The following is a 25010-nucleotide window of genomic DNA, read 5'->3' as shown; positions in this document are numbered from 1 at the left end:
TCTACTTGATCGCCAGCGGATTGATCACCGCCTGCACCGATCCGGCAAAACGCGGCTGCCCCAGCACGAAGAAGAACTCGTAAGTCTCGTCCGCCGCAAGCGGCCCTGTGTTCATCGTTTCCAGAATGTAGATGCCGTGATCGACAAGTAGGGCCGCGTGGACTGGAAAGACGATCCCGTCCTCGAAACTCATTGTCTCCAACGCAGCGCTGTCCGCACCGACTGCCACAACGCCGAGGCCAGCGAGGTATTCCGCGCCATCGGCATTGATGCCGGGTTGCTGGGCGATGAAAGCTTCCGGGTCTTCCTCTGCCATCGAGAGCCATCCGGAATGAAGGAGCACCACGTCCCCTGCTCTGATATCGACCCCTTGCGCCTCGGCTGCGGCAGCGATGTCCTCGCCGCCAAAGCTCGCCATCGGTTCCAGTCGGTCGGTGCCGAAATGCTTCGCCATGTCGATCAGTACGCCGCGCGTCGCGATGGGCGGGATCTGGTCGGTACCGAACTTGGTGAGGCCGTTGGGCGTCAGGAATTCCTCGGCGCGCACACCGCCATAATGCACTCCGTCGCGCCCGATATGGCCAAGTCCGTCGATCTGGCTGCCGATCCCGACATGCGTCACGAGGCGATCATCGTGCCCCGTGATGCGGTTCGCGCCCATCGCGTCGCCGGCGGCGAAGGTCTCGATCAAGAAGCTGCGCCCCGGATACGGCACGCTGTCCGGTCCGGTGACTACGCCAAGCGGATAGACCTTGCCTTCTGTCACGAGACCGGCGGCGTTCGCGGTCATCGCTTCGGTGATGGTGCTCGCCATGCCGTATTCGGGATGGGGCTCGCCGGGTGTGAGGTCGGCTTGATCCGCCTGTTCGCCCGCCTGTCCTGAACACGCGGCAAGCGCCACCAGCACGCCAGCCACGAGTGCATTTTTCGCACCGTTTACCATCGAAATTCCCCCTGTTTTCCTCTCTCGGCCGGTTCAAAAACCGCTCCTGACCCGCCATATGAATACACATGCCTCTCCACCTGACCAAGATCGCGTTCGGCGCGCAGAGCTATGGCGATATCGAAAGCTGGTATGCAGGACGCCGCAGCCCGCACCTGACAACCAAGTATCGTCCGACAAAATGGGAGGAATGCATCGGCGGCTCGCTGTACTGGATCCACCAGCACAGCATCGTCGCTCGCTCCGAAATTCTTGGCTTTTCGCAGACCGATAGCGGGCGCTGGCTAATCGAGCTGAAGCCCGAACTGGTCCGGGTCTCCCCGCGTCCCAAGCGCGCCCATCAGGGCTGGCGCTATCTCAAGGGAGAGCCCCCTCGCGACCTTGCTCCGGGTGAAGACATCGGCGACGCGCTACCCGGCAAACTTGCGGCGAAGCTGGAGAAGTTGGGACTGGTTTAGGTCAGCGGCATCTAAGTCAAAGGCGGGGCGCCAAGGTAGATCCACAGCGCGATCCCAGCCGCAACCGCGAAGGCGCCTAGTGCCCTGCCCCAAGGGGTCGGCGAGTTGTCGGCCACAACGAGCTTTTTTTCGCCCTTGCCACCGATCATCGCGCCGATCAGATTTTCCGCGCGAACTGCGCCGTAAATGCCGATTGCGGTAATGTGCAGGCCGATCATTCCGACAACGACCCACCAGAACCATTCATGCGTATCGGTTAGCGTGTCGGCGGTGCCAACTCCGACCAGAGGGTTCAGTGGACCAGTCGCTCCATCGAATGGATCGCCTGCGAACAGCCCCATTGCGACTTGCGCCAGAGTGAAGCCAAGAAGGCCGAGCACTGCGAGAGCGGCCAGCGGGCTGTGCCCCTTGTTCGCCTTCTCGTCATACCCGCCGCGAAGGTAGGCGAGCACTTTCCCCGGCCCCTTCACAAAATTGCCAAACCGCGCCGTATCCGTGCCGACAAAGCCCCAGAATATGCGGAACAGCAGCACCGCGAGCAGCACATGGCCAAGCCTTATATGCCAGCCCCATTCGGAATTGTCGGCTGTCACCCACATGGCCGGGACCAGCACGGCCAGCGACCAGTGGGTGAGCCTGACCGGCAAGTCCCAAATGCGAACGGGCTGAGTGGGTTCGGCCATGCGCTATGCGACCTCGCGCTGGATCAGTCGTCGTCCTTGCGGAAGCTATCGTGGCAGTTCTTGCAGCCATTCTTGCCGAGATTGCCGACCTGCGCGCCGACGGCCTCGGGATCGCCGGTTGCCGCAGCCGCCATCATTTCCTCGCTCAATCCGACAGCGGTCTGGATCGCTTCGTTGAAGCCGTCGGGGTCTTCCCAGATCGCGGCAAGCGCTTCGGTGTCGTAGCCCGCTTCCATGCTGGTTCCTTCGGGGAACAGGTCTGGCAGGCGCTGGAGCCTTGTGTTGATGTCGGCAGCAGCCGGTTCGATCACCGTAAAATCGGGAGCGTCGGTTTCAAGCTGTTCGCGGATCGCCTTGAAGCTGTCGCCGATGGCTTCGAAATTGTCCTGACGTTCGGCAATTTCGGCTGGCGCATCGCCGGCGGGCTCTGGCGCTTCGGCGTCTGTCGGTTCGCCGCCGCATGCTACGAGCAAGGCAATGAGCGGGGTGGCAGCGATCAGGCGAAAAGTGGAATTGCGGGTCATTGGGTCGGGTCCTTAATGCGAGAAGTGACGGCGCTCTTTGATCCCGGATGCGACACTACAGATTGCTGGCCCTTGCGCAAATATCGAATTTTGCGAGCGCTTTTTGGGAACGCGGGCGGGTCCTTCCCGGTAAGCGAGGTAAAGGAGAAACAACATGCCAGAGCGTCAATCGCTTCACCCCGACAACGAACTCATCGAAGAAATCACCAAGGAAGCCACCCCGTCGCATCAGGGCAGCGCCGATGGGACGGTCAATGTGCGCGTGGGCAAACGCGCCGAGCTGAACCGCGCGACCGATCCCGACAATCGCGAACCGGTGGTCGGCTCGGACAACCCCGAAGATGATGCTCGCAAGGGCCCCAAGACGATGGAAGCCATCAAGAAGGGCGAAGCAAACTAAGTCAGGCTATCGAACTCCTGCCCCCGCCCGCATCAACCTTGTGCGGCGGGAGGCTTGGGAAAGAGCACTGGGGTCTTTCGGCGATATTCCTGATACTCGGGGTCGTCGCCCCAGCGCTCTTTTGCCTGTTCTTCCTGCAGGTTGATCCCGCTGATCCGGGTCAGCAACAGGTAGACGAAGATCGGCGAGATCACGACCAGCCAGCTCATCCCTGAAAGCACCGGGATGGCGATCACGAAGATACCGGTCCACAGCGTGATTTCGCCAAAGTAATTGGGGTGGCGCGACCACCTCCACAATCCGACATTGATGAAATCGCCGTCGTTCTCGTCCTTTGACTTGAACGCGCTTTTTTGTGCGTCGGCGATGGTCTCAAATGCCATGCCGATGACCCAGATCGCTGCGCCGACCCAGAAGAAAATACCGATCGGCTCGCGCGTTTCATTGGTGATGATCGCGAGCGCGGCGGAAGCAGTCAGTATCACCCAGAGCGCCTGAAGCGTCCAAGCTGCAAGGAAGCGCGGCGGGTTCTTCTTGATCTTCTCGAACCGGCTGTCGCTGCCGCCCTTCGCCTGGATGCGAATGAAGAGGAACGTGCCGAGCCGGATGCACCAGATCGCGACCATCGCGGCCACGACAATACCGCGAGTGTCGAGAGAGCCCATCGTGGTGACGGCAGCGTAGCAGGCAAGCGCCGTAACGCTGAGATAGGTGATCGCTCCAAAACTGTCGTAGAACTTGTCCGATTGCGCCGCAGCGGAGGGGATGAAGGCAAGCCAGTTGATCACCAGCGCCAGCCACGCGCACCAGTACATGGTGGGCGCGTCGTAGACCTGAACGCTGTTTGCGCCTGCGAAAAACGCGAATGCGAGCGCGAAAATCGTGACAAATGCCACGACGGTAAAGCTCTTGATTGCCTTGCTCATTGAGCCCCTGTCCCCTGTTTCTTGTATTGGCGGATGTTTTGGCGCTGTTTAGGCCTACTGCTTTTCGGCGGCTTGTGAAGCTTTACGGATTTGCTCGACGACCAGACGCACATCGTGGCGCGCATCCTGCTCCGGCGGTAGCGCATATTCGGCAAAACTCGCCGAGAGTTCGCTCATGCGTTCGCCTATCCGCACCTCGTTATAGCCATGGCTGACCACGAAGCGGCGGCGCTGCATGACTTGCGGCAGGATGCGGTCGACATAGTCCTCGACATTCATGCCGAGCTTCATGAATTGTTCGGGCCCGAGCGGGGTGAAGACCCAGCCGGGGACGATCAGGCCCGCGTGGACGTGTTCGGGCAGATCACCGCGCAGGCTTTCGGTCAGGCCCAGAACGGCATGTTTCGCGCTTATGTACGCAGCGGATTGCTCGATCGCGCAGAACCAGCTGTTCTCACTGCCCGTGTTGTAGATTGCGCTCGGATTGTCCTGAGCGATCAGCCTCGGAGCGAAAGCGCGGCAGCCGTTCCACACGCCCCAGTAATTGACGTTAAAATGCGCGCGGGCACGGGCTGGGTCGACTTCCCACAGCTTGCCTCGAGGCCCTCTTTCACCGGCATTGTTGAAGACGAGATCGACGGTCTCGAAAGTGTCGAAAGCCGCGTCGGCAAGCGCCTCAACCGCTTTCAGGTCGCTCACATCGCAGGCCATCGCGGTGATACCGTCGATTGCAGCGGCACGGTCGAGGGCAGGCCCGGGCAAATCGGCGACCATCACGCCCAGCGCTCGTCCCGCCAGTCTTTGTGCGAGCGTCAGCCCGATCCCGCTTGCGCCGCCCGTTATGACCGCGCTCTTGGGAGCGAATTCGCTCACTCAGCAGAAGCCCGCGTCTTCTCGACCACGCGGCGCAGTGCATTGACGTAGACATCAGGAGCCTGTGCGCCGGGTATCATGAACTTGCCTTCAACGATCATGGCGGGAACGCCTGAGATGTTGAGATCCCACGCCTGGCGCTCCTCTGCGAGTACGCGCGCTTCAAGATCGGCGTCATCAAGCGCAGCTTTGGAGGCTTCGCGGTGGAGACCGACTTCGCTCGCGATGCCCAGCAGCACGTCGCGATCGGACAAATCCTTGCGATGGTTGAAATGGGCCTCGAACAAAGCAAGCTTGAGCCTCGTCTGGACTTCCGGCCCCATCTGCTCAAGCGCGAGGCCCAGCAGCTTGTGGCAATCGCGCGTGTTCCACATCATCGCTGGCGGCGCCTCGCCCTCGCCTTCGTAACTAAGCGATACACCGGCGCTGTCAGCGATTTCGCGCATCTTGCCGCGCACCGCAGCGCCCTCTTCGGCGGAGCGGCCATATTTGCGGCTGAGATGCGCTTCCTGCTCCTCGCCCTCTTTGGGCATGTCGGGATTGAGTTCGAACGGCCGCCAGCGCACCTGCGCCTCGATCTCGCCCTCAAGCTCATCCAATGCCTTGGTCAGCTGGCCGTAGCCGATCACGCACCATGGGCAAAGGACGTCGGAATAGATGTCGATCGTGAGCTTTTCCGGAGCACTCATTCGGTCTTCTCCAGCCACCATTTCATCAGCGTATGCGCAATTGCGTGAGGCGGCGGCGCGTGGAACGGGCCATTGCCTGCGAGAGCCGATGCTACTTCCTCGCGGGTGAACCAGATAATCTCGGCCATCTCGGTCTCGTCGATGGTGAGCGCATCGTCATCCGCATAGGAATGGCATCCTACCATAAGCTGACTTGGAAAGGGCCATGGCTGGCTGGCGATGTAGGAAACGTCGCGAACGCGCACGCCCGATTCCTCGAACACCTCGCGCGCGGCAGCCTCTTCAATGGTTTCGCCCGGTTCGACAAATCCTGCGAGCGCGGAGAAGCGCCCTTCAGGCCAACCCTTCCCTCGTCCCAGCATCAAACGGCCTTCATGCTCTGCCAGCATGATCGTGACCGGATCGGTGCGCGGGAAATGCTGTGAACCGCAATTGTCGCAGTTTCTCTGCCAGCCACCCTTCGTGATATTTGTGGGTGCGCCGCAATTCGCGCAGAAGCGGTGGCGAGCGTGCCAGTCGATCAGGCTGCGCGCCCCGCCGTAAAGCGCCAGATCAGCCGGATCGAGCGTCGCCATCAGCGACCACAGGCGCGGGTTCGCCATGCGCGGGCTTGCGTCGCCCTCTGGCGGAACCGCGGCAAAGCACGGTTTCTCGCCGCCATCGCTGCGATCGAGGCCAAGGAACACCAGCTCCGCATCCTCAGCAGCGTCGGCCAAAGTGCCCCAGGCAAGCCGCCCGGTTTCGTCGAGTTCCGGCATCAGCGCGTCGAGCTTCAGCAGCCGCGCCTTCCAGTTCATCATGCCGGCCAGAGCATCGCGGTCCGCGCGAAGATTATCCGCGCGGTCGAGAGGCGATCCGGCGAAGGCGATGGGTCCGTTTGCGAGCGCCATTACGAGGCGTGGTTTGCGTGACCCGCATGCATCGCCGCGACATCCGCCTCAAGCGCGGCGAGATATTCGTCGCGGATCGGATAGGCGTCTGAGGGCATATACTGGGTGTAAAGGCCGGTGCGCAGGCCCAGCTTGTAATCAACCGCAGCAAGCGTGCCAGCCGCACCGCCCCAGCCGAACGTGCCATTGAGCGAACGACCGCCAGCGCCGTGACCCTGACCGACCATCCATGACCCTGCAAGATCGACGGTTTCGGGGATGAGGTCTGAAGTGCCGACGCGCACGGCTTCCTCGCTCATGATTCGCTCATCGCCAAGCTTGCCGTAACCAAGCAGCATGCGCAGGAAGCGATCATAGTCCTTGGGCGAGGAAACAAGGCCGCCGCCGCCAGCGGGCACCTTGGGCTCGTCGAGGAAGATCGAGTTTGCACCCGGATCGAGCGGCAGGAGCGTTTCGCCAAGGATGCCATAATTGTCGGTGAGGCGGCCCTTCTCGCTTTCGGGCACCGTCATCCAGGTGCTGTTCATGCCGAGCGGTTCGAACATCCGGGTCTTGAGGAAAGCCTCGAAATCCATCCCGCTCGCAACTTCGATCACGCGGCCAAGCAGGTCGATCGAGTTCGAATAGCTCCACTTGGTCGCAGGCTGATAAGCGAGCGGCAGACTGGCGAGCCTGTCGGTCCACACTTCAAGACCCGGTGCAGGCGTTGGGTTCGGAACGCCAGGGATCGGGAAGCGGCTGACGCGTCCGCCGACAATACCGTTCTCGACATAAGCGTCGAGCAGCGGGCCCTTGGACGTAATCGTATAACCGATGCCTGCGGTGTGGGTGAGCAGCTGGCGGATCGTGATCGGACGCTCGGGCGCGACGGTGTTGTCGAGCGGACCTTCGGGATCGACCAGAACCTGCGTGTCGCGGAATGCGGGGATGATGTCGTAAAGCGGCGTGTCGAGCTCGAACGCGCCATCGTCGATCAGCATCATCGTCGCCATACCGGTAATCGGCTTCGACATCGAGTAGATGCGATAGAGCGAGTTTTCGTCGACCTCGGTGCTGCCATTTAGCGCCAGCGTGCCGCCACCGACCGTGTGAGCGTGGTCGTCCTGCCCCCATCCGAAGGTGAGCAACATGTTGGCGACCTTGCCTTCGCTCACATACTTGTTCGCCATCGCAGCAACATTGGGCCAGCTTTCGCTTACATCATGGGCAAGAAGCGCGCGCCCGAACGGCAGCGATGCGAGCGTGGCACCTGCCATCGCATAGGCTCCTCCGCGGAAAAGCGAGCGGCGCGAAAGGCTTGGATGTTCGAAAGTGCGAAAGGCCATTGTGGGTTTTCTCCCGGGTGGGTCAGTTTCGTTTGACGACTGTTTGAGCGAGCGAGGCTTAACCGTCAATTGCAAGTGCACAGACGCTGCCTACTTGAGGCTTGATTCTGCAAGGTGCTATACCCATATAACACACATGGGAAACATACTCGCATACCTCATCGGGCTCATCAGCCTTGTTATCGTCATCCCCGCGCAGATCCCATTTCTGGGCTGGGCCAACTGGCTCGCGCTGCCGCTGATTGCGCTTGGTGTGGTGATCGGGGCGCTGTCCTCGAGAACAGGCGGGCGTAATTTCTGCCTGATCGTGGGCCTGATCGCTGCGGTTCGCCTGACTTTGGGTGGCGGCTTCGTTTAATTTCTGGCCAGCGCCAACCGCGCGGCTTTGACGAAAAGCGTCGGCAGGCCTGCCTTTTCAATCTCACCAATCGGCCACCATTCGCCATCACCCGGCGGGGCGGTGGTCGCCTCAATGCGCACCACTCTAAGAGTCAGGTGAGCATGGGTAAAAGTGTGCCGCACTGCGCCCAATTCCTGCACTTCGCCAGCAATCGGGGCCTCGCCTGAACCGTCTTCGCGCGCGCTCCAGCCGTCATCGGGCAGCGCGCGCATGCCGCCAAGCATCCCTGTGCCGGGGCGCGTCACGAGCCAGACTTTACCCTCCCGCTCGATCCAGTAGGCGGTGCCGCGTCGCTCGGGCTTGGCCTTCTTGGGCGGTTTGACCGGTAGCCGCTCGGGCTCGCCCGCCTTGCGGCCTTCGCATTCTTCGGACAGCGGACACAGCAGACAGCGCGGCGACTTGGTGGTGCATATTTGAGAGCCGAGGTCCATCATCGCCTGCGCGAAGTCCCCGGCGCGGTGCTCGGGAGTAATCTCGTCGGCTCGCTGACGGATCGCCTTGCGCGCGCCCGGCAGAGGCTCCTCGATATCGAACAGCCGCGCCACCACCCGCTCAACATTGGCATCGACCACCACGGCGCGCTCGCCAAAGGCAATCGCAGCAATCGCCGCTGCGGTGTACGCGCCAAGGCCGGGAAGCTCACGAAGTTCCGTCTCTGTCGAGGGAAAGCCGCCGCGAGACGCCACTTCGCGCGCACATTTAACGAGATTGCGAGCGCGCGAATAATATCCGAGCCCCGCCCAGGCCGCCATCACCTCATCATCGCTCGCCCCGGCAAGATCAAAGACGGTCGGCCAGATGGTCGTGAATTTGGCAAAGTAGGGCTTCACCGCAGCAACCGTGGTCTGTTGCAGCATCACCTCGGACAGCCACACGCGATAAGGCCACGCAGGATCGTTCGGCACAGGCTCTCCGGGCGGATTGCGCCATGGAAGCTCGCGGGCGTGTTTGTCGTACCAGTCGAGAAGCTTGTCTGAAGCGCTAGCAGTCACGGCGCGCCTATGGCATGGCTGGAAGCGAAATGGGAAGCGACAAGACCACGAATTCGGGCAAACCGAAGCCCAGCGCCAGGGGACGTCCGCGCAAGGCCGCCAAACCGTATGAGCGACCACGCGGGCGCGGCCCCAAGGCTATTGGCGATCTGATGCCCGAAATCGGGCGCACCGCCTTTCGCCGCTTTGGCTTCGTACAAAGCTCGGTCGTCACTCGCTGGCCCGAAATTGTCGGGCCGGTCCATGCGCGCGTCTGCTCACCCGAAGCGATCCGCTTTCCGCCGGGAGAGAAGTCCGAGGGCATCCTGCAGCTTGTCGTCACACCCGCCCACGCACCGCTGATCCAGCAGGTGCTCCCGGAAATCATCGAGCGGGTGAACCGCTTTTTCGGCTACAACGCCGTCGCGCGCGCGAAAATTCGGCAAGGCGCGGTTAAGCCGCCAAATGCTCAAGAGAAACCCAAAGCGCCGCCGTCGCTCAAGCCGATCCCGATGGAACTGGGAGACAGCCTGCGCGACATCGGCGATCCCGAGCTGCGCACCGTGCTGGAAAGCCTCGCGCGCAGTATGGGCGACGGGGACAAGACAAAGAGAGACGACGAGACGTGAGAAGATCGATTTTGGCAGGAGTGGCAGCCGCCACCTTGCTTGCCCTTCCCGCTGGAGCGCAGCAGGCGCCGCTTTCGCAGGACAACCAACTTTCCAATCCGGGAAGCGCCTTTGTTGGCGATGGTCGCCGCGCCGCATGGCATGCCGAGATCGAGCGCACCGAGCGTGGTTTTCGCATCGGCAACCCCAACGCCGAGGCGAGCCTGATCGAATTCATCAGCTACACGTGCGGCCACTGCGCCACCTTTGCCAAGGAAGGCGAAGGCGCGCTTGACCTGACCGTGCTTGCGCCCGGCCACATGAACCTCGAGATCCGCCCGGTGATCCGAAACGCGATCGACCTCACCGTCTCGCTGCTGGTGCAGTGCGGCGATGTGTCGGGCATGAAGGATCGCCACCGCATGTTCCTCACCCGTCAGGACAGCTGGATGGCGAAAGCGCAGCGAGCCCCGCAATCGCAAATGCAGAGCTGGGCTAGAGGCGACAGAGCATCGCGCGCCAACATGGCGGCGGCGCTCGATTTCGACGACATGCTTGCCAATACCGGCATGAGCCGGGTCAAGATCAGTGCATGCCTTGCCGATGATGAGGCCGCGCTTGCGCTGATCCGCAATGGTGATGCTGACCGCGAAGAATTCGCCGTTCCCGGCACGCCGAGCTTTGCGCTCGATGGCGAGCTGTTGGAGCAGGTTCATTCGTGGGACGCGCTTTATCCGGTATTGAGCGAACATTTCCGTCCCGGAAACGCACAGGATTGATCAATTCAGGCGTCTAATTCACAGTTTCAGCACATTTTTGCACAAGCCCTTCCCCCGGAGCGCTTGGGCTCTACAACCCACCGCGATAGTCTTTCCCTTCGATTCCAAGGATACGTCCGACCATGAATACGATCCGCACTTCTCTCAAGCTTGCTTTCGCAGCGCCGCTCGCGCTTGCTGTTGCCGCGTGCGGCGGCGAGGAAGGCGATGTCGCCTCGAGTGAAGCGATCGAGCCGATTGCGGCCCCAGACGGCACCAACTGGACCGAGACAGTGACGGTCAGCGAGGAAGACGGATACATCCTCGGCAATCCCGATGCGCCGATCAAGCTGGTCGAATATGCCTCGCATACCTGCGGCGGCTGTGCGCAGTTCGCTGCCACCGCCAAGGAACCGATCAAGGAATATGTCGCAACCGGCGTGGTCAGCTTCGAACAGCGCAACCTCGTTCGCGACCCGATCGATCTCACCATCGCGACCCTGGTGCGGTGCGGCGCTGATGAGAACATGCAGACCCTGTCCGACATGGCCTGGGCACAGTTGCCTGCCTTCTTCAACAACGTGAACAGCAACAACGCTGCATATCAGGCCGCTGGCAACGCTCCGCCCGAACAGCGTTTTATCGGCATTGCGCAGGCCGCCGGGCTGGTCGAATTCTTCGCGGCACGCGGGATTTCCGCTGACCAGCAACGCGCTTGCCTTTCTGATGTCAGCACGATCGAGAGCATAGCCAACAATTCGTCCGAGCAGGCGAATGAGCTTGGCATCAACTCGACGCCGACCTTCCTCCTGAACGGTCGCAAGCTCGATGTGATCGGCTGGGGCGAGCTAGAGCCGCTGATCCAGCGCGCCGGTGCGCGGCAGGAATAAGCGGGGCTAAACAGACACGCATATGCAGATCAGCCGGCTCAAACTCTCTGGTTTCAAGAGCTTTGTAGAGCCGGCCGAACTGCGCATCGAACCGGGCCTGACCGGGGTCGTCGGCCCCAATGGCTGCGGCAAGTCCAACCTGCTCGAAGCGATCCGCTGGGTCATGGGCGAAAACTCGCCCAAATCGATGCGCTCTGGCGGGATGGAAGACGTGATCTTCGCAGGCACGTCGACCCGCCCTGCCCGCGCTTTTGCCGAAGTCGTCCTACATGCGAGCGACGAACATGACGAAGAACTCGTCGTTACCCGTCGCATCGAACGAGGCGCCGGTTCCGCGTATCGCGTGAACGGTCGCGATGTTCGTGCAAAGGACGTCGCGCTTACCTTCGCAGACGCCGCGACAGGCGCGCACAGCCCGGCACTGGTCAGTCAGGGCAAGATCGCGCAGGTCATCGCCGCCAAACCTGCCGAGCGGCGCATGATGCTCGAAGAGGCCGCCGGGATCGCCGGGCTTCACGTGCGGCGCAAGGATGCCGAAAGCAAACTGCGCTCGACCGAGAAGAACCTCGAGCGGCTCGAAGACCTGATGGCGGGTCTCGATTCGCAGATGGCGTCCCTGAAGCGCCAGGCGAAGCAGGCCGAACGCTACACCAAGCTCACCGAACAGATCAGTCATGCCGAAGCGCGGCTCGTCTTCGCCCGCTGGCGCGATGCGGCGGCGTCCGCAAAGGAGGCACGCGCGGCTGCCGAAGCGTCGGAAGCCAAGGTTGCCGACGCCAACCGACTGACCGCGGAGGCGCAGAAGCAACAGGCTGAAGCAGCGGCAAAACTTGCCGAAGCGCGCGACGAACTCGCCGACCGCCGCGACGATGCCAGCGCGCATGGGCACCGCATGGCGGCCTTGTCGGAAAAGCTGGAAGCAGCCGAAACGCGGCTTGCCGACCTTGAGCGTCAACGCGAACGGCTTGAAGAAGATCGGGTGGCAGCGGACCGCCTCACCAACGACGCTGCCGAAGCGCTGAAGAAGCTTGAGCGCGAACTCGAAGCCTCGCGCACACGCGTTACCGAAGCCGAGGCAGAGCGTCCGGCACTCGCCGACAAGTCGGAAAAGACCGAGCGCGCCAGCCGAACCGCCGAACTCGACCTTGCCAAGGCCACCGCCGATCATGCGGGTGTCGAAGCCGAATGGCGCGTTGCCGAGGCCGCGATCGAACAGGCGCAGACGCGGTTTTCCCGGCTGGAACGCGAAGGCGAACGCATTGCGGCAGCGCGTGCAGAGCTATCTGGCGGTGAAGACCCGGAGGTCGCCGTAACCGAAGCGCGCGAAGCCGCTGACGACGCCGCTGCCGAAGTCAGCCGCTTGCGCACCCGGCTTGAAGAAGAACAGGCGCGCAAGGGCGATCTTCAGACTGCGCGTGACGAAGCATCGGCCGCACTCTCCACGGCGCGCGCCGAACTCGCCGGGATCGAACGCGAATACACCGCTCTTGCCCGCGACCGCGATGCGCGTGCAAAGCGCGAAGCCGGTCGCAAGGGCCTGCCCGCTGCGCTCGACAAGGTAGCGGTCGAAAAAGGCTACGAACGCGCCATCGCTGCCGTGCTGGGCCGCGATGCAAAATCGCCGATTGGCGCAGCTCCCGATGGATCTGACGGACGGTACTGGACCGGCAGCGACGCGCCGTCGCAAGTGACCGACAGCCTGCTCGATTATGTACGCGATTGCCCCGAGGAACTGCGCGCCCGCCTCGCGCTGGTGCATGTGGCCGACAGTGACGATGGCCGCGCCCTTGGTGCCGGCGAATGGCTGGTGACGACAGGAGGGCATCTGCGTCGCTGGGACGGCTTTATCGCCCGCGGCGAAGGTTCAGCTGAGGCTGCGCGGCTCGAAGCTGCGAACCGACTGGCCGAGCTCGAATTGCAGCTTCCCGATTTGCGCGGCGCGGCTGAAATCGCACAGGCGAACGAGACAACGGCTCGCGAAGAATTGTCGGCTTTGCAAACCGCTCTCGTCGCGCAGGAACGCGAGCTCGCAGGCGCTATCGAAACTGAACGCGCGAGCCTGCGCCGTCTCGATTCTGCGGAAGCAGCAAAGGAACGCGTTGCCGCTCGGCTCGAAGAACTTGCCGCATCTGCAAGCGATCTCGACGAGCAACTGGACGGCGCTCGCAGCGAATTGAAGGCCGCTCAAGACGCGCGCGCTGCCTTGCCGCCGCCTGATGCGGGCCGAGCAGCGCTCGACGCGGCGCGCGCCCGGCACGAGGCCGCGAAAACCGGTGTGCAAGCCGCGCTTGCCGAACTCGCCGCGCATGATCAGGGCCTTGCAGTCTCACGCGAACGCCTTGCCGCACAGCAGGCTGATCAATCGAGCTGGAAAGCGCGTTCGGGCGAAGCAGCCTCACGCGTTGCCGAAGCCGGGCGCAGGCTTGAAGAAATCGAGGAAGAGCGCGCAGTCATCGCTGCCAAGCCAGCCGCCCTCATGCGCGAAATCGAGCAAGGCGATCAGGTTCGCGCGCGCCTGACCAAGGAACTTGAAGAAGCGCAATCGGTCATGGATGCGTGCCAGGACGCCTGCCGCACCATCGAACGCGCACTTGCAGAAGCGCAGGAAGCGCTCGCCGTTGCGCGCGAAGGTCGCGCCACGTTGGTCGCGCGCGCCGAGAACGAGGAAGCCCGCCGCAGCGAAATGGCGCGTGTGTCGGGCGAACGGTTCCAGTGCCCTCCCCCGCTGCTGGCCGAACGCTTCGAATTCGACGAAGCGGACGTGAAGCCGGCGACGGTGGAATCGGAAGAGATGGACCGCCTCACCGCCAGCCGCGAGCGGATTGGCCCTGTAAACCTTGTCGCTGCCGAAGAACTCGCCCGGATCGAGGAAGAGCACGGCGCGAATGCCAGCGAGCAGGCTGAACTGACCGAAGCTGTCGCGCGCCTTCGCGCTTCCATCGGCAATCTCAACCGCGAAGGCCGTGAGCGCCTGCGCGCGGCATTCGAAGAGGTGGACGGGCACTTTCGGGTGCTCTTCACGCGCCTGTTCCAAGGCGGCCAGGCGCATCTCGCGCTGGTCGATAGCGATGATCCACTGGAAGCGGGCCTTGAGATTTACGCCCAGCCACCGGGCAAGCGTTTGCAATCGCTCTCGCTGCTATCGGGCGGCGAACAAGCGCTGACCGCGACCGCACTGATTTTCGCGCTGTTCCTGACCAACCCCGCGCCGATCTGCGTGCTCGACGAGGTCGATGCGCCGCTCGATGATGCCAATGTCGAACGCTTCTGCGATCTGCTCGACTCCATGGTTCGCACGACCAAGACGCGCTATCTCATTGTCACCCACAACGCGGTGACAATGAGCCGGATGCACCGCTTGTTTGGTGTGACGATGGCGGAAAAAGGCGTCTCGCGCCTCGTCAGCGTTGATCTGGGCGAAGCGGCGTTGATGGCGGCCGAGTAAGCGCCGCAATCTCTTCGAGAAACTAGGCTTCGATCGCCTTTGCCAAGCGATTGCGCAGCGTCTTGAGCTGCGCAATGGTTTCCTCAACCGCTGGGGTCAGCACCTGTTCGGGCGAGACGCTCAGACTGACAGGTTCGCCCACTTCGTCCGCGTCGGCGCGCCTGTCGCCAATGCGACGATCTTCGCCGGTGCGACGGTTGGCGCCAGAGCCCTTGGGTCCACCGCCCGAACGAAGCACCGCTTCGGCGCCCTTGAGCGTGTAACCTTCCTCATTGATGAGCCGGTCAATCGCTTCGACCATTTCAATGTCGGTGGGCCGATAATAACGCCGTCCGCCGCTGCGCTTCATCGGCTTGAGCAAAGCGAATTGCTGTTCCCAATAGCGAAGAACGTGGGGCTTGATACCCAGCGCTTCGCTGACCTCTCCGATGGTTCGGAGCGCCGACTTGTCCTTGCCGTCGTTGAAGTCGACCATGCCGCCAGACGCCCTTAGGCGCCTTTCGCGATCTGCTCCTTGAGGAGCTGGCTTGCACGGAAAGTAAGGACGCGGCGCGGAGTGATCGGTACTTCCACCCCGGTTTTGGGATTGCGGCCAATGCGCTCATTCTTGTCGCGAAGGACGAAACTGCCGAACCCGGAAATTTTCACATTCTCGCCGTTAGCCAGAGCGTCTGACATCTTGGTCAGAATAGACTCAACCAAATCGAGCGATTTAGCCCGGCTCAGGCCCATCTTGCGATTGATTGTCTCGGCCAGATCGGCCCGGGTCAAAGTGCCCACTGAACGCATGCTGTTCCCCTCCTTAAAGAGAACGCGACCCCTGTTAATGTGACAATCCTATTGAAAAACGGGGTATTGCGCAACTGCACTGCGCGAAGTCGGACGAGTTTTGCCCTGTGCGGTTAAGCCAATCGGCTTTGTCGTGACTACATGCGGACGAGACTTGCACCCCATGTGAAGCCGCCGCCCATGGCCTCGAACATCACCAGATCGCCAGCTTTGATCCGCCCGTCCTTGCGCGCAACATCGAAGGCTAACGGTACAGATGCAGCCGAAGTGTTGGCGTGCTTGTCGACCGTCACGACAACCTTTTCGTCGGAAACTCCGAGCTTTCTGGCGGTCGCATCGAGGATGCGCTTGTTCGCCTGATGAGGGACGATCCAGTCGATATCGGACGCAGAAACGTCTGCGTCTTCAATCACTTCCTTCAGAACGCTGGAGAGATTGACAACCGCGTGGCGGAAGACTTCGGGGCCTTTCATGCGCAAATGTCCGACAGTCTGCGTACTTGACGGACCACCGTCGACATAAAGCAGATCATGCTGCGCGCCATCGGCGTGAAGCCGGCTTGCGAGAACGCCCGGACCACCGGTCTTTGCTGGGTTCGCTGCATCAGGTGCTTCAAGCACAACCGCGCCTGCGCCGTCTCCGAAAAGAACGCAGGTCGTTCGATCCTCCCAATCAAGAATTCTGCTGAAAGTTTCGGCGCCTATCACCAATGCACGGTTCGCAGAGCCGGTTGCGAGCAGCGAATCGGCTGTTGTGAGCGCATAGAGAAAACCCGAACACACCGCACCGACATCGAATGCAGGGCCGTTCTTGCAGCCGAGAGCATGCTGCACCTTTGTTGCGGTTGCAGGAAAGGTGTTGTCGGGAGTTGCCGTAGCAAGAACGATGAGGTCGATATCGCCAGCTTCCAGCCCAGCATCGGCAAGCGCGGCGCGTGCCGCGTCGGTTGCAAGCGTGGCCGTGGTCTCACCTTCGCCGGCAATGTGACGCTGGCGGATGCCGGTGCGCTCGATTATCCATTCGTCCGAGGTGTCGACCCGCTCTGCCAGTTCGTTGTTGGTGACGATGCGCTGAGGTAGCGCAGAGCCCGATCCAACAATTCTCGAGCCTGTCACGCTGCGGCTCCGCTTTCCTCGGATGGTCCGGTCGATGCGCCATTCCCGCCCTTGCGAAGCGCGTCCTCGCCCAGTTCGGCAAGGTCGTGAGCGATGCGCTGTGTCAGCTTGTTCTCGAGCAGACGGGCCGCGACGGTAACCGCGTTCGCTACGCCCTTGGCGTTCGCGCTGCCGTGGCTTTTGACGACCACGCCGTTGAGGCCAAGGAAGACCGCGCCGTTGTGGTTGTTCGGATCAAGGTGATGGCGAAGAAGCTCGGTCGCAGGCCGCGACACGAGGAAGCCGATCTTCGAACGAAGCGAGGATGTAAAGGCCTGGCGCAAGAGGTCCGTCACGAAGCGCGCCGATCCCTCGATCGCTTTCAGAGCGATGTTGCCGGAAAATCCGTCCGTCACGACCACATGGGTTTCGCCGCGGTTGATCTTGTCGCTTTCGACGAAGCCGTCGAACTGAAGGGCGAGGCTGGAATTGCCGTTGGCGGTTGCTGCAGTCAGCTGCGCGGCAGCATCGCGCAGGGCTTCTGTACCCTTGATCTCTTCGGTGCCGATATTGAGCAATCGCACGCTCGGGCTCTCAAACCCGTTGACGATGCGCGAATAGGCCGCGCCCATCACCGCAAACTGGACGAGGTTACGCGCGTCGGCTTCGGTGTTTGCGCCAAGGTCGAGCATCACGACGTCGTGCGGCTCGAGCGTCGGCAAGAGAGCGGCGAGTGCCGGACGGTCGATGCCGGGAAGCGTGCGCAGAGCGATCTTGCTCATCGCCATCAGCGCGCCGGTGTTGCCGGCGCTGACCGCAGCGCCTGCGCGGCCATCTTTCACCGCGTTCACGGCAAGGCCCATGCTGGTGGTCTTGGCACGTCGGATAGCGCGCGAGGGCAGTTCGTCGCCGCTGATCACGTCATCGCAATGGAGGATCTCGCTGGCGCCGGCCATGCCGGGATGCGTATCGAGCGCACGTTCAATGCGCTGCTGGTCACCGACCAACAGGAACTTGAAGTCGTCATATTCACGCCGCGCAAGCGCAGCGCCTTCGACCATGACGCGCACGCCTTCATCGCCGCCCATCGCATCAACAGCGATACGCGGGAGAGTCATGCGCCTGGTCCTTCTTTAATGACGGCTTAGATGCCCTTGGGCACCATCACTTCGCGGCCGTTGTAGAAGCCGCATGCCGAGCACACGTGGTGCGGGCGCTTGAGTTCACCGCAGTTCGAGCATTCCTGGAATGCTTCGACCTTCAGCGAATCGTGTGCGCGGCGATTGCCACGACGATGCGGGGATACTTTTCTCTTGGGGACTGCCATGGCTAAGCCACTTCCTCAATTAATGCGTTGTTTGCGCCGATTAGGCGCAGCGTGTTTCGTAAAATGCCCGAAGGGCGTGTCGGTGTTGCCCTTAGGGCGTATTCTCGTTGCCCTTAGGGCAAGGCCGCGATGCGCACAAGGCATATACCCTGAAGGCATATGTCCCAGGCGAAAGCGTCCGAGCCGGTCTGGCGGGAAGGCGCGCGATATAGCGCAAAACTCAAAGGTTGCAAGCCATCTGCGTGAGGGCCAAGCAGGGGACTTGATAATTAAACGCGAGGGGATCGTTCAATGGCACTGCTTCCTGTGACGCTGGCCGCGGCTGCGGCGGCGGCAATTCTCAATGTCTGGCTCATGCTGCGGATCGGCGCGGTGCGCAACGCCGAGAAAGTCTATGTCGGCGATGAGGATTGCGAACCGCTGATCCGGCGCATGCGCGCGCAGGCAAACTTCGTCGAGAGTACGCCGTTTGTGCTCGCGCTGATTCTCGTGATCGAACTTTCCGGGACAGGCCAGGCTTGGCTGCAATATGTGGCTGCGCTCTACTTCATCGCCCGCATCGCGCATGCATTCGGCATGGATGGCGGCTCGTTCAAGATGGGGCGCCTGATCGGGACGATCGTGACCCTGCTGACGCTGCTCGGCCTTGCTATTGTGGCTGCGCTGATTGCGGCACGGGTGCTTTGACGGTAGGATCGACCTCTACCAGTTTCGTCGCTCTGCCAGCCATGTGCTCTGGCAGACAGATGTTCCAGGCAAGCCCCAGTTTCTCCAGCACCTGGATGAAGCGATAGCCCCAGTCGCTCTGACCGGGTTTGAGGCCAATGCGCGCGCTGCCGGGGTATGCGTGGTGGTTGTTGTGCCACGCCTCGCCCATCGTGGGGATACCCGCCCAAGGCACGTCATGGGCTTGCACCCCTGCCCCGCGCACTTCCCAGCTTTGCGGCCCGCGCCGATGCGCGAGGTGGCCGACAAACCAGTGACCGTGCACGGTCAGGGTGACGCGCACTAACCCGCCCCAAACAACGAACGGCCAGCCGCCTAGCCAGTATAGCAGCGCCGCTATCGGCAATTGCTGGAGCATCCATGTACGTTCGAGCCAGCGAATGAAGCGGCTCTCTTCGAACCTTGCGACGTTGTAGCGCGGTGGATTGTCGAGCTTCAGGGTGCAGTGCAGCTGCCACCATGCGTCCTGCAGCATCGGCCTGCGGTGCGCGAGGTAGTCGTGGCAGTCATCCTGCCGCTGCGCCCAATCGCGCAGGTCGTGGGTTTTGACGATCCAGATCGGCCCGCTCATTCCCGCAACCGCGCCGCACCAGATGAGGAAGCGCCGCAGGACGGGCGTGGTCTCGAAGCTGCCGTGGATCAGAAGTCTATGAAACCCCACCGAGTGGCCGAGCAGCACCATCGCTCCCGTCAGTCCCAGCCCCACCGCCACCGCTGTGGGCGTAGTGAAGAACGGAATGAGGGCGAGCGATGCCAGCAACATCCCGCCGTTCCATGCACTGTGGACCGGATCCCATCGCACTTCGCCCTTGGAAGGGTCCGCGCCGGGAGTGTCGACGATCCAGTTCACCTCGCAGCGGTCGCGGCTTTGCGCGCCTTCGCTTGCCTGCTCATCCTCGGAACGAATCATCGGCAACTCCATAGGTAATTAATGTATCACTTAAATACCTATGCGCACTGGTAAGCGATTAAGCAAGCGCTTATATACCCAGCTATCATGCAGAAAGTTTTCGAAGCCCTAGCCTCGACCGTGCGCCGCAAGATCCTGGCGTACCTCTCGGAGTCCGAACTGACCGCCGGCCAGATTGCCGAGCGGTTCGACATCTCCAAGCCAGCCGTCTCGCAGCACCTCACCGTGCTCCAGAACGCAGGTCTCGTGGAAAGCGAGAAGCGCGGGCAATACGTGCATTACCGGCTGGTTCGCGAGAACCTCACCAACACGCTCAACGGCTATGTGCAGGAAGTCTGCCCCGTTTCACGGCCTCTAAAGCGAGAGAGCCGGGCGATGGCAAAGGGCGATCAGGACAACGCGTAGTCCGAAACGAACGCATTGGTCTTGCGCTCGCGGCCAAAAGTGCTCGTCGGTCCGTGTCCCGGAATGAACATCACGTCTTCACCCAGCGGCCACAGGCGCTGCGTGATCGAAATCGATCAGGTCCTGATGATTGCCACGCGGGAAATCGGTGCGTCCGATTGATCCCTGGAACAGCACGTCGCCCACGATCGCAAAGCGGCTCGGCGCGTGGAAGAACACCACATGGCCGGGCGTGTGGCCGGGGCAGTGGATCACGTCGAGCGTGAGGTCGCCCACCGTCACCGTGTCATTGTTCTCAAGCCAGCGGTCGGGCGTAAAGCTCTGCGCCGTCATGCCATAGCGCGCACCGTCGCTGTCGAGCTGCTCGATCCAGAACAGATCGTCCTTGTGCGGCCCTTCGATGGAGAGACCCAGTTCCTCAGCGAGCATGCCTGCCTGACCGCAATGGTCGAGGTGGCCGTGAGTGATGAGGATTTTCTCCATCTCGACCCCGGCCTTGGCGATGCCGTCTTTCAGCTTGTCGAGATCGCCGCCCGGATCGATCAGTGCAGCCTTGTTCGTCTTGGTGCACCAGATAAGCGAGCAGTTCTGCTGCAGCGGCGTCACCGGGATAATCGCGGCTTTCATCGGGGGAATGGGCGTATCGGTCATGCGCGGTGAAATGGCGGGTCGCTCTACCAATTGCAAGTTGTGGACGAGCAAGGTGCGCGATCGCCACCGCCGCGCTATCGGTAACAAGTTGAAACCGGGAGAGCGACAAACATGGCCTTGGACACCACTCTAAACCTTCCCTGCGGCGCGACCATTCCCAACCGCCTCGCAAAGGCTGCCATGACCGAAGGGCTTGCGGACACCGATGGCCTGCCAACGCCGGAGCTTGAGCGACTCTATCGCATCTGGTCCGAAGGTGGTGCGGGGATGCTCTTATCGGGCAATATCCAGATCGACGCCCAACACCTCGAACGCCCCGGCAATGTCATCATCGACCGCGAATTGAGCGAAGACGAGCTGACGGCATTCCGCAAATGGACTGCTGCCGGCACTTCCAATGGCAATCACTTCTGGGCGCAGATCAGCCATGCTGGGCGGCAGACGATGGCCATCGTCAATCCGCATCCGAAGGCGCCATCGGCGGTCAAGCTCGACCTGCCCGGTGGCCAGTTCGGCGAACCTGTCGCGCTTGAGGCTGACGAGATCGAGGCCGTGATCGAAGGCTTCGTCCGCGCTGCCGAAACTTGCAAGAAAGTTGGCTTCACCGGGATACAGGTCCATGCGGCGCACGGATACCTGATCTCGCAATTCCTCAGCCCCAAGACCAACCAGCGCAGCGACGAATGGGGCGGCAGCCTCGAAAACCGCGCGCGGCTTTTGACCGAGGTCGTGCGCCGCTCACGCGAGGCAGTGGGTTTGGCATTCCCCATCGCAGTGAAACTCAACAGCGCGGATTTCCAGAAAGGGGGCTTTGCCTTCGAGGACAGCCTCAGGGTCGTAAAGTGGCTTGAAGAACTTGGCGTCGACCTGATCGAGATTTCAGGGGGCACATACGAACAGCCCAAGCTGCTGGGGATCGAGGGGACCGAACCGGCCGACAACCCGAAAGTCGCAGCATCCACGCTCAAGCGCGAAGCCTATTTCGTCGACTTTGCCAAGGCGATGAAGGATGCCGTATCGGTCCCGCTGATGGTCACCGGCGGCTTTCGCACCCGCGCAGCGATGGAGCAGGCGCTGGATGAAGGCGCAGCCGACCTTATCGGGCTTGGCCGTCCGTTGTGTGCCCAACCCGATGGCCCCAACCACCTGCTGGCCGGCGAGGAGGACCTCCCGCGCTTCGAGGACGAGCTTTCGCTGCTGCCCGGTCCGCTTTCATTCCTCACCCGGATCAAGCTCGTGCGGACCATGGCCGGATTTGCCACGCAATTCTGGTTTTACGAGCAGATCTATTCGCTGGGCCGCAAGGGCGCTCCTGAAGAGGGCCTCTCGGTCTTCGGCGCTTGGCGCCGGGTCGAGGACGAGCACGCCACCTGGATTGCAAAGCGCAAGAGCGAGCGCGGCGGCGTGCTCTAGATACGGCCGCTCTTCCAGACCACGCGGCCAATGATCTCCAGTTCGTCGGCGGCCACTTCGACCGGCGGGTAAGCCAGGTTTTGACTTAGCAAGGCGAACCGCCCTGCCCCCGCACGGGCAACGCGCTTGACCATCAGCGTTTCGCCAAGCCGCACGACGTGCACACCGTCGCGAAACGCACGCTCAGTGCGGTCGATGAGGATCTCATCACCATCATTGAGCAAAGGCTCCATCGAATCCCCCTCGACCGTGATTGCCGACAGCTTCGCATTACTGAGTCCCTGCTCGGCCAGCCAACGGCGCGAGAAACGGAATGTATCGAACGCAGCCTCCTCCGTTGGCAAGGCGCCTGGTCCCGCTGATGCGCCGATAGCAAGGCGTTGAACCTCCACCCACTGAGCCGAATCGGCACTGCCAGATCCAGTTTCGTAGGATATTTCCTGCGTCACGCTCTCAGTTCCGCCAAGCTCGATTTCCGAAATCCCGAAGAACTGCGCGAGCACTTTCCGGTCTCCTTCCTCGAGCTTTCGCGGGGAACCTTTCTTAATGAATTGTTGGAGATAACTCGCATTTCTGCCGATCAGCACCGAAAGGCTCGCGAGGCTGGCGCCGCGCTCCTGCGCCAGATCAAGCAGGCGCTGTCGAGGTGCGTCGAGTGAGGTGTCGGAGGCGTTTGTCATGAATTCTTCCTACACAAAGGATTTTTCCTAGACAAGTAGGATTTGAGGTGGAACGTTTAGTGAACATTGAGCAATTCGCGGTGCAGGCGTCCCAGCTTCTTCAAGTCCGGAATGACCAGGAAAGGGATCAAAAATGCTGCTTCGGAAAGTCGAGCAATTCCTCAGGGCTCACGAAATGCCTGCAACCAAGTTCGGTCGGCTCGCCGCGGGTGATCCGCGCTTCGTCCTCGACTTGCGGATGGGCCGCATCCCGCGTCCGCGAACCGAAGCGCGTACGCTCAACTGGATGGCCGAGTTTGCCGCAGCGTCAGCGGCTTCACACACCGATACTCTCGAAACCAAGGACCTTGCCCATGCTGTATGACCCTTCCCTGCTTGCCGCGCCGCTTGCCTGCGTCAGCGCGGCGCTTGAAACCAAGTCCGCCGCCACAGCTGAAGTCCCTGCTCGGCCCGCAGGTCGCCGCTATCGCCCGCGTCGAACGACAGCTGACCGGGTGCGCGAGGCGCTCTTGATGCTGGCCGAGGGGCGCGCCGACCTGCTCACACACGAGGAGAAGGCGTGGAGTTCGATCACCTTCGCGGGTACGCGGCACGAAGTGATGCTCGACTTCAACGGTGCGGATGCTGTCGCGGTTGGTGAAGAGTTCATCGCCAACCTGCCCGAGCACGAATTCACTATCCCCGGCCAGCTTGTCGCGGATGCCACCATCAGAGAGGTCGACCACCGCTTCGGCGAAGACGAGCGCATGGTGGTAACAGCAGTGCTGCTGCTTCTGGAGGAAAGCTGAGTTAAGGAATAGCGCCGAGGACGAGGGCCCGAGTGGGCCCTCGCAACCGGCTACGCCTTGATGACGATCATCTTCTCGATGGTCATTTCATGCATAGTGTAGGGAATGCCGCCAACGCCGTGGCCCGAATGCTTGAGCCCTGCGAACGGCATCCAGTCGACGCGGAATGCTGAGTGGTCGTTCACCATCACCGCGGCTGCGTCGATGTTGCGATAGGTGTGCATCGTGTTCGCAAGGTCGTTCGAGAAGATCGCCGCCTGGAACGCAACGTCGAGCGAGTTGGCTTGCGCGATCGCCTCGTCCACGTCGGTGTAGGTGTAGATGCAGACCACCGGCCCGAAGACCTCCTGCGTGGAAACCTTGGCATCCTTGGGCGGGTCGAGCAGCACGGTGGGCGCGTATGTCGTGTCGCCGAGCCGCTCACCGCCGCACAGGACCTTGGCCCCGCCGTCGCGCGCTTCGCTCACCCATTCTTCGACCCGGTCAACCTCCTTGGGCCGGATCAGCGGGCCGCATTCGACGTCTTCCTCGATCGCGTTGCCGACCTTCAGAGCCTTGGCAGCATCGGCCATCTTCGATGAAAGCTCATCGACAATGTCTGCATGCGCGAAGACACGTTGAACTGAGACGCAGACTTGGCCTGAATGGTAGAAGCCGCCCTTGATAAGCGAGCCGACCGCCGCGTCGATATCCGCGCTGGGATCGACGATCACCGGGGCAACCCCGCCATGTTCGAGCGCGCAGCGCGTGCCCGGTGAGAGCTTGGAGCGAAGCCCCCAGCCCACGCCTGCCGAACCGATGAAGGTGAAGAAGGCGACGCGGTTATCGGTGACCATCTTCTCCGACGCATCGCGCGACGGAAGGACGGCGCGTGCCCAATCCTCCGGCAAGCCAGCCTCGTGCAGGATCGAGACGAACTCGAAGCACGAAAGCGGCGTGTCACTGGCCGGTTTGACGATCACCGGGCAGCCGGTCGCAACCGCAGGACAGACCTGGTGCACGATCAGATTGAGCGGGTGATTGAACGCCGACACAGCCACAACCGGGCCAATCGGCTCACGCGAAGTCCAGGCAAGGCGACCGTCGCCCGAGGAGCTCAATCCCATCGGAATCTCGGTTCCGCGCACATTGCCCAGATCCTCGATGCACAGCTCGACGCCCTTGATCGCGCGGTCCGCCTCGACGCGCGCATCGATCAGCGGCTTGCCGCCTTCGTCCGCAATCTGCATCGCGAGGTGATCGCGGCGATCCTTCATGATCTCGACGACCTTTTCGAGGATCGCGGCGCGCTCATGCGTTTTGAGCCAGCCATCGCGGTTCTTGTGCAGGGCCTCGGCCTTGGCGAGATACCCGTCGATGGTCTCCCAATCGTGCGTCGGAACCTCACCGATCTTCTGACGGTCGAACGGATTGACGACTTCGTGCATGGTCTTCCCCTGAGAGC

29 protein-coding genes and 1 pseudogene are annotated in these 25010 nt (G+C 62.0%); 12 read left to right on the top strand and 18 right to left on the bottom strand.

Features of this window, described 5'->3' with window-relative positions; translation table 11 throughout:
* Position 1 precedes the first annotated feature (1 nt).
* On the bottom strand, positions 2–943 hold the full coding sequence (locus tag AC0V6T_RS04000; RefSeq protein ID WP_486124535.1) for a cyclase family protein: 942 nt from the start codon (positions 941–943) through the stop codon (positions 2–4).
* Positions 944–1011: 68 nt separating this feature from the next.
* On the opposite strand from AC0V6T_RS04000, the gene AC0V6T_RS03995 reads away from it, so the two are divergent.
* Entirely contained in the window at positions 1012–1401 is a 390-nt protein-coding gene (locus tag AC0V6T_RS03995) for a DUF1489 family protein (RefSeq protein ID WP_486124533.1), read from the top strand.
* An 11-nt stretch (positions 1402–1412) separates the two neighbouring features.
* On the opposite strand, the gene AC0V6T_RS03990 is transcribed toward AC0V6T_RS03995, so the two are convergent.
* Together AC0V6T_RS03990 and AC0V6T_RS03985 are read right to left on the bottom strand one after the other, a co-directional pair.
* Positions 1413–2084, bottom strand: coding sequence for a cytochrome b/b6 domain-containing protein (locus AC0V6T_RS03990; RefSeq protein ID WP_486124531.1), 672 nt, complete (start codon positions 2082–2084; stop codon positions 1413–1415).
* 23 nt (positions 2085–2107) lie between these two features.
* Complete coding sequence (locus AC0V6T_RS03985; RefSeq protein ID WP_486124529.1) at positions 2108–2608, bottom strand: c-type cytochrome; 501 nt, start codon at positions 2606–2608, stop codon at positions 2108–2110.
* Positions 2609–2762: 154 nt separating this feature from the next.
* On the opposite strand from AC0V6T_RS03985, the gene AC0V6T_RS03980 reads away from it, so the two are divergent.
* On the top strand, positions 2763–3008 hold the full coding sequence (locus AC0V6T_RS03980) for a hypothetical protein (protein ID WP_007164703.1): 246 nt from the start codon (positions 2763–2765) through the stop codon (positions 3006–3008).
* Positions 3009–3040: 32 nt separating this feature from the next.
* Here the strand turns inward: AC0V6T_RS03980 and AC0V6T_RS03975 are convergent, their stop codons facing one another.
* The 5 genes from AC0V6T_RS03975 to AC0V6T_RS03955 are packed head-to-tail and all read right to left on the bottom strand — an operon-like array spanning position 3041 to position 7711.
* A complete protein-coding gene (locus AC0V6T_RS03975; protein ID WP_486124527.1) occupies positions 3041–3934 on the bottom strand; it encodes a DUF1295 domain-containing protein in 894 nt (297 codons plus the stop codon).
* A gap of 54 nt (positions 3935–3988) precedes the next feature.
* The gene (locus tag AC0V6T_RS03970) at positions 3989–4807 is read right to left on the bottom strand and encodes an SDR family NAD(P)-dependent oxidoreductase (RefSeq protein WP_486124525.1); all 819 of its coding nucleotides are present in this window, start codon (positions 4805–4807) and stop codon (positions 3989–3991) included.
* The gene (locus AC0V6T_RS03965) at positions 4804–5496 is read right to left on the bottom strand and encodes a DsbA family oxidoreductase (protein WP_486124523.1); all 693 of its coding nucleotides are present in this window, start codon (positions 5494–5496) and stop codon (positions 4804–4806) included. Before AC0V6T_RS03965 ends, AC0V6T_RS03970 begins: the two co-directional genes overlap by 4 nt.
* Positions 5493–6386, bottom strand: a complete 894-nt coding sequence (gene nudC, locus AC0V6T_RS03960; RefSeq protein ID WP_486124521.1) for an NAD(+) diphosphatase — start codon at positions 6384–6386, stop codon at positions 5493–5495. The genes AC0V6T_RS03965 and nudC overlap by 4 nt, the downstream gene beginning before the upstream one ends.
* On the bottom strand, positions 6386–7711 hold the full coding sequence (locus AC0V6T_RS03955; RefSeq protein WP_486124519.1) for a serine hydrolase domain-containing protein: 1326 nt from the start codon (positions 7709–7711) through the stop codon (positions 6386–6388). The genes nudC and AC0V6T_RS03955 overlap by 1 nt, the downstream gene beginning before the upstream one ends.
* A 136-nt stretch (positions 7712–7847) precedes the next feature.
* Between AC0V6T_RS03955 and AC0V6T_RS03950 the strand changes: the two genes are divergently transcribed.
* The gene (locus AC0V6T_RS03950) at positions 7848–8069 is read left to right on the top strand and encodes a hypothetical protein (protein ID WP_486124517.1); all 222 of its coding nucleotides are present in this window, start codon (positions 7848–7850) and stop codon (positions 8067–8069) included.
* Here AC0V6T_RS03950 and AC0V6T_RS03945 read toward each other — a convergent pair.
* Positions 8066–9103, bottom strand: a complete 1038-nt coding sequence (locus AC0V6T_RS03945; RefSeq protein ID WP_486124515.1) for an A/G-specific adenine glycosylase — start codon at positions 9101–9103, stop codon at positions 8066–8068. The two genes, AC0V6T_RS03950 and AC0V6T_RS03945, sit on opposite strands and share 4 nt — an antisense overlap.
* A gap of 14 nt (positions 9104–9117) precedes the next feature.
* Between AC0V6T_RS03945 and AC0V6T_RS03940 the strand changes: the two genes are divergently transcribed.
* From AC0V6T_RS03940 to AC0V6T_RS03925, 4 genes are all read left to right on the top strand, one after another.
* Entirely contained in the window at positions 9118–9711 is a 594-nt protein-coding gene (locus AC0V6T_RS03940; protein WP_007164711.1) for a DUF721 domain-containing protein, read from the top strand.
* On the top strand, positions 9708–10469 hold the full coding sequence (locus AC0V6T_RS03935) for a thioredoxin domain-containing protein (RefSeq protein WP_486124513.1): 762 nt from the start codon (positions 9708–9710) through the stop codon (positions 10467–10469). The genes AC0V6T_RS03940 and AC0V6T_RS03935 overlap by 4 nt, the downstream gene beginning before the upstream one ends.
* A 122-nt stretch (positions 10470–10591) precedes the next feature.
* Positions 10592–11338: a thioredoxin domain-containing protein gene (locus AC0V6T_RS03930; protein ID WP_007164713.1), complete on the top strand. Its 747-nt coding sequence runs from the start codon at positions 10592–10594 to the stop codon at positions 11336–11338.
* A gap of 22 nt (positions 11339–11360) precedes the next feature.
* Complete coding sequence (locus tag AC0V6T_RS03925; RefSeq protein ID WP_486124511.1) at positions 11361–14783, top strand: AAA family ATPase; 3423 nt, start codon at positions 11361–11363, stop codon at positions 14781–14783.
* 22 nt (positions 14784–14805) lie between these two features.
* Here the strand turns inward: AC0V6T_RS03925 and AC0V6T_RS03920 are convergent, their stop codons facing one another.
* From AC0V6T_RS03920 to rpmF, 5 genes are all read right to left on the bottom strand, one after another.
* Entirely contained in the window at positions 14806–15258 is a 453-nt protein-coding gene (locus tag AC0V6T_RS03920; protein WP_486124509.1) for a MerR family transcriptional regulator, read from the bottom strand.
* Positions 15259–15272: 14 nt separating this feature from the next.
* Positions 15273–15572: an integration host factor subunit alpha gene (locus tag AC0V6T_RS03915; protein WP_486124507.1), complete on the bottom strand. Its 300-nt coding sequence runs from the start codon at positions 15570–15572 to the stop codon at positions 15273–15275.
* A 137-nt stretch (positions 15573–15709) separates the two neighbouring features.
* Entirely contained in the window at positions 15710–16687 is a 978-nt protein-coding gene (locus AC0V6T_RS03910) for a beta-ketoacyl-ACP synthase III (RefSeq protein WP_486124505.1), read from the bottom strand.
* Complete coding sequence (plsX, locus tag AC0V6T_RS03905; RefSeq protein ID WP_007164718.1) at positions 16684–17784, bottom strand: phosphate acyltransferase PlsX; 1101 nt, start codon at positions 17782–17784, stop codon at positions 16684–16686. Before plsX ends, AC0V6T_RS03910 begins: the two co-directional genes overlap by 4 nt.
* 26 nt (positions 17785–17810) lie before the next feature.
* Positions 17811–17993, bottom strand: coding sequence for a 50S ribosomal protein L32 (gene rpmF, locus AC0V6T_RS03900; protein WP_007164719.1), 183 nt, complete (start codon positions 17991–17993; stop codon positions 17811–17813).
* A 291-nt stretch (positions 17994–18284) separates the two neighbouring features.
* On the opposite strand from rpmF, the gene AC0V6T_RS03895 reads away from it, so the two are divergent.
* Positions 18285–18680, top strand: coding sequence for an MAPEG family protein (locus tag AC0V6T_RS03895; protein ID WP_007164720.1), 396 nt, complete (start codon positions 18285–18287; stop codon positions 18678–18680).
* Here AC0V6T_RS03895 and AC0V6T_RS03890 read toward each other — a convergent pair.
* Positions 18643–19629, bottom strand: a complete 987-nt coding sequence (locus AC0V6T_RS03890; protein WP_486124501.1) for an acyl-CoA desaturase — start codon at positions 19627–19629, stop codon at positions 18643–18645. The two genes, AC0V6T_RS03895 and AC0V6T_RS03890, sit on opposite strands and share 38 nt — an antisense overlap.
* Before the next feature lie 87 nt (positions 19630–19716).
* Here AC0V6T_RS03890 and AC0V6T_RS03885 point away from each other — a divergent pair, with 87 nt between their 5' ends.
* Positions 19717–20034 (top strand): metalloregulator ArsR/SmtB family transcription factor, encoded by a 318-nt coding sequence (locus tag AC0V6T_RS03885; RefSeq protein WP_486124499.1) that lies wholly within the window; start codon positions 19717–19719, stop codon positions 20032–20034.
* Here the strand turns inward: AC0V6T_RS03885 and AC0V6T_RS03880 are convergent.
* A pseudogene (locus AC0V6T_RS03880) lies at positions 20019–20661 on the bottom strand (MBL fold metallo-hydrolase). The gene AC0V6T_RS03885 and the pseudogene AC0V6T_RS03880 overlap by 16 nt on opposite strands.
* A gap of 135 nt (positions 20662–20796) precedes the next feature.
* Here AC0V6T_RS03880 and AC0V6T_RS03875 point away from each other — a divergent pair.
* Complete coding sequence (locus AC0V6T_RS03875) at positions 20797–22098, top strand: NADH:flavin oxidoreductase/NADH oxidase family protein (protein WP_486124497.1); 1302 nt, start codon at positions 20797–20799, stop codon at positions 22096–22098.
* Here AC0V6T_RS03875 and AC0V6T_RS03870 read toward each other — a convergent pair.
* Entirely contained in the window at positions 22095–22778 is a 684-nt protein-coding gene (locus AC0V6T_RS03870) for a S24 family peptidase (RefSeq protein WP_486124495.1), read from the bottom strand. The two genes, AC0V6T_RS03875 and AC0V6T_RS03870, sit on opposite strands and share 4 nt — an antisense overlap.
* A 133-nt stretch (positions 22779–22911) precedes the next feature.
* Here AC0V6T_RS03870 and AC0V6T_RS03865 point away from each other — a divergent pair, with 133 nt between their 5' ends.
* Positions 22912–23142, top strand: coding sequence for a hypothetical protein (locus AC0V6T_RS03865; RefSeq protein WP_486124493.1), 231 nt, complete (start codon positions 22912–22914; stop codon positions 23140–23142).
* Positions 23132–23566, top strand: a complete 435-nt coding sequence (locus tag AC0V6T_RS03860) for a hypothetical protein (RefSeq protein ID WP_486124491.1) — start codon at positions 23132–23134, stop codon at positions 23564–23566. The genes AC0V6T_RS03865 and AC0V6T_RS03860 overlap by 11 nt, the downstream gene beginning before the upstream one ends.
* A gap of 50 nt (positions 23567–23616) precedes the next feature.
* Here AC0V6T_RS03860 and AC0V6T_RS03855 read toward each other — a convergent pair whose 3' ends face one another.
* A complete protein-coding gene (locus tag AC0V6T_RS03855) occupies positions 23617–24993 on the bottom strand; it encodes an aldehyde dehydrogenase family protein (RefSeq protein WP_486124489.1) in 1377 nt (458 codons plus the stop codon).
* Positions 24994–25010: the final 17 nt, after the last annotated feature.

The organism is Erythrobacter sp. S158 (assembly GCF_057364915.1).
Note: the sequence above shows the minus strand (reverse complement) of the source record. Positions and strands in the feature narration are given on the sequence as shown.